Source organism: Herbaspirillum sp. UBA812 (genome assembly GCF_002296545.1).
GTDB lineage: Bacteria > Pseudomonadota > Gammaproteobacteria > Burkholderiales > Burkholderiaceae_D > Herbaspirillum > Herbaspirillum huttiense.
On sequence record NZ_DBIC01000364.1, the window covers coordinates 1 to 4136 of the forward strand.

A 4136-nucleotide genomic window follows, 5' to 3' on the forward strand; every position below is an offset into this window, starting at 1 on the left:
CTGCTGGGCGGGCGCAAGCTGGAACTGGTGCGCCGCGATGACGAAGGCAATCCGGCCAAGGGCGTGGTGGCCGCGCGCGAACTGATCTTCAAGGAAAAGGTGACGGTGCTGTTCGGGGGCCTGGATACGCCGGTCTCGATGGCCATCGTGCCCATCATCAACCAGGAGAAAGTGCCCTTCGTCGGCCCCTGGGCAGCCGGCACCGGTGTGACGAAGAATGGTGCCAATCCCAACTACGCCTTCCGCGTGTCGGCAGTGGATGAACTGGTGGACAAGGCCATGCTCAACTACGCGCAGAAGACCTTCAAGAGCAGCAAGGCCGGCCTGATCCTGGTCAACAACCCGTGGGGCGAATCGAATGAGAAAGGCATCGTCGCCGCTCTCGCCGAGAAGGGTCTGAAGCCGGCCGGCATCGAGAAATTCGAAGCCAGCGACGTCGACGTGGTGCCGCAACTGAGCCGCCTGAAGGCGGCCGGTGCCGACACCCTGTATCTGGTCGGCAACGTCGGCCCCTCGGCCCAGGTGGTCAAGTCGCTCGACCGCATGGGCTGGAAGGTGCCGGTGGTCTCGCACTGGGGACCGGCCGGCGGCCGCTTCACCGAACTGGCCGGACCGAACGCGAAGAACGTGCACTTCATCCAGACCTTCAGCTTCTTCGGCAAGCTCTCGCCGGTGGGCGAGAAGGTGGTGGCCGAACTGAAGGCCAAGTACCCCGCCATCAAGGGCCCGGACGACATCACCCCGGCCGTGGGTGTGGCCAATGCCTATGACGGCATGCAGCTGGCCGCACTGGCCATCGCCAAGGCCGGCTCCACCAATGGCGATGCGGTGCGCGAAGGCTTCTACAAGATCGACCGCTATGAAGGCCTGATCAAGACCTACGTCAAGCCCTTCAGCCCGACCGTGCATGACGCGCTGCAAGCCGATGACTACGTCTGGGCGCAATTCATCGACAACCGCATCCTGCCGGTTGGCCTGGCCCAATAAGGCCGACATGAGGATCCGTGATGTAGTCAACAAAAGGGCTGGCACATCACTTCCCGTTCGGACTGAGTAGGCCCGCCGGGGCCGTATCGAAGGCGCGACACCTCTGCGCCTTCGATACGCGGTGCTACCGCTACTCAGTCCGAACGGGCGGAGTTGGATTCAGGTATTTCCTACACGAGAAGTTTGCGCGCATGACCGAGCCCGGTTGGGGCGCGCATCAGGAGAACGCGATGCTGCTGTTGTCGGCACTGATCAGCGGATTCGGACTGGGCAGCATGTACGGTCTGATGGCGCTGGGTTTTTACATGACGTATGCCGTCTCCGGCACCGTCAATTTTGCGCAGGGCAGCTCCATGATGCTGGGGGCCGTGCTGTGCTTCACCTTCGCCCAGACGCTGGGCTGGCCGATGTGGCTGGCCATCGTGCTGGCGCTGGCTGCCTGCGCGCTCTACGGCATGCTGGTCGAGGTACTGGCCGTGCGTCCCTTCGCGCGCCAAGGTTCCAATGCCTGGCTGATGTCCACCGTGGCCCTGGGCATCGTGCTGGACAACCTGGTCATGCATACCTTCGGCAAGGAACCGCGCAGCCTGCCTTCGCCGCTGGCGCTGTCCTCCATCGAACTGGGCGGCATGGGGCTGGGCGTGTATCCGCTGCAGCTTCTCATTCCCGCCATCGGCCTGGCGCTGGCCGCACTGCTGCACACCATCTCGCGCCGCACGCGCTGGGGCACGGCCCTGCTGGCCGTGGTGCAGAACCGTGATGCGGCGCGCTTGATGGGCATCCCGATCACGCGCGCCATCGCGGTCGCCTTCGCGCTCTCGACGCTGCTGGCCGGCGTGGCGGGTGTGCTGATTGCGCCGCTGTTCAACGTCAATGCCGACATGGGCACGCTGTTCGGCCTCAAGGCCTTTGCGGTGGCCATCCTGGGCGGCATCACCAGCGCCTGGGGCGTGATGATCGCGGGCCTGCTGTTTGGCATGGCCGAGGCGCTCATCACGGCCACCCTCGGTTCCGGCTATACCCAGATCATCACCTTCGCGTTGGTGATCGCGGTGCTGGCCATTCGTCCCAATGGCCTGTTCGGCCGCGCACAGGTGAAAAAGGTATGAATCGTTTACCCCATTCCATCGCCCGCAGCCTGCAGGCGGCGGCGCATCCGGCAGCGGCTCCTGCGGCAGGCAGGATCAAGCTCGGGCTGGGCACGCCGGCTGCGCTGGCGTTTTCTGCCGTGGGCCTGATCGCGGCCATCACGCTGGCCTTGTCGATCAACAGCTACTACGTCTTCGTGCTGGCCGGCATCGCACTGGTGGCCATCGTCGGCATCGGGCTCAATGTGCTCATCGGGCTGACCGGCCAGGTTTCCTTCGGCCATGTGGGCTTCTACGCCGTCGGTGCCTACACGGTGGCCATCCTCACCACCAAGGCCGGACTCTCATTCTGGCTGGCCTGGCCGCTGGCGGCCGTGGTGGCGGGGGCGCTGGGCGTGCTGCTGGCCTTGCCGGCGCTGCGCGTGAAGGGGCCATACCTGGCGATGATCACGATTGCCTTCAGCTTCATCATCCAGCACGCCATCATCGAACTGCGCGACCTGACCGGCGGACAGAACGGCATCATGGGCCTGGCGGCCCCCGCCTTCCTGGGTTTGCAGGCGGAGCGTGCGATTGCGGTGCTGGGACTGATCACCGCCGCCGTCGTGCTGGCTGCCTACTGCTGGCTCTCGCGCGGCAGCTGGGGCGCGGCCATGCGCGCGGTGCGCGACAGCGAGACGGCCGCCGAATCCATCGGCCTGAATCCGCTGGTCATCAAGACCGTGGCCTTTGCACTCTCGGCGGCACTGGCCGGTCTGGCCGGCGGTCTCTTCGCACCGCTCTCCACCTTCGTCACACCGGATACCTTCAGCTTCATGCAGTCCATCCTGTTCGTGCTGGTGGTGGTGCTGGGCGGCTCGGGCTCCATCCTCGGCCCGGTGATCGGTGCCGTCATCGTGGGGGCCTTGCCGGAACTGCTTTCCAGCCTGGAAGACTATCGCCTGCTGTTCTTCGGTGCCTTGCTGCTGCTGGTACTGTGGGTGGCCCCTGATGGCGTGACCGGCCTGCTGGGCAAGCTGGCGGCACGCCTGCGCAAGCCGGTGGAGGCCGTCCCCGCTGCCGCCTTGCAGGAGGATGCGGAAGAGGTCGCGCTGCCGGTACGCGCGCGCCGCACGCTGGCCGCCGATGGCCTGACCATGGTGTTCGGCGGTGTGCGGGCCGTCAGCGATCTCGGTTTCGAGGTCCCCGGCGGTGCCGTCACCAGCCTCATCGGTCCGAATGGTGCGGGCAAGACCACGGCGCTGAACATGCTCTCCGGTTTCTATCGTCCCAGCGCCGGACAGTTCACGCTGGGCCAGACGCCGCTGGCAGGGCTGCCCGCCTTCCGCATTGCGCGCCACGGCGTGGCCCGCACCTACCAGACTTCGCAACTGTTCGGCAGCCTCACGGTGGCCGACAACGTGGCCCTGGCCTGTGGCCGCGGGCGTCTGGGCGGGCTGCTGTCGGCGCGGGGTTTCGTCTCCGGCGAAGTGCGTGCGCGTTGCCGCCAGCTGCTCGATTTTTGCGGCTATCGCGGTGCGCTCGATATCCCCAGCGCCGACCTGGCCCACGTTGACCGCCGTCTGGTGGAGATTGCGCGCGCGCTCGCGGCCGATCCCGATGTGCTGCTGCTCGACGAACCGGCTGCCGGTCTCTCGCGCGAAGACAAGAGCCTGCTGGCGCAACTGCTGACCCGCATTGCCGAGGCCGGCATCAGCGTGGTGGTGGTCGAGCACGACATGGAACTGGTGATGCAGATCTCGCGCCGCATCGTCGTGCTCGATGCCGGCCAGCGCCTGGCCATCGGCACGCCGCAGGAAGTGCAGAACGATCCGGCGGTGCGCAAGGCCTATCTCGGCGAGGGCACGCAACAGGCCGTGGCGGCCGTGCGCGCTGCCGTCAGCGGCGCCGATGAATTGCTGGGCGTGGGCGAGCTGGTCACCGGCTATGGGGCCGAGCCGGTCCTGCACGGCATCAACCTGCAGGTGCGGCAGGGCGAAATGATTGCGCTGCTGGGCGCCAACGGTGCCGGCAAGTCCACCCTGATGCGCTCGCTGGCCGGGCTGCATCGGCCGGTGCAGG

3 protein-coding genes are annotated in these 4136 nt (G+C 66.5%); all 3 read left to right on the plus strand.

All coding sequences use genetic code 11. The features are described from left to right. Nucleotides 1-987: ABC transporter substrate-binding protein (locus B3873_RS24045; protein ID WP_286869470.1), on the plus strand; the 987-nt coding region annotated here is incomplete at its 5' end. 230 nt (nucleotides 988-1217) lie between these two features. Beyond that, nucleotides 1218-2096 carry a branched-chain amino acid ABC transporter permease gene (locus B3873_RS24050; RefSeq protein WP_286869474.1) on the plus strand — a complete coding sequence of 293 codons (879 nt, stop codon included), beginning with the start codon at nucleotides 1218-1220 and terminating at the stop codon, nucleotides 2094-2096. Then, the coding region (locus B3873_RS24055; protein ID WP_286869472.1) for an ABC transporter permease subunit at nucleotides 2093-4136 on the plus strand (2044 nt) is incomplete at its 3' end. The genes B3873_RS24050 and B3873_RS24055, both read left to right, overlap by 4 nt.

Excerpts from the sequence above, each read along its gene's own strand:
- B3873_RS24050 (WP_286869474.1), top strand. The coding sequence starts at position 1,218 with ATGCTGCTGTTGTCGGCACTGATCAGCGGATTCGGACTGGGCAGCATG.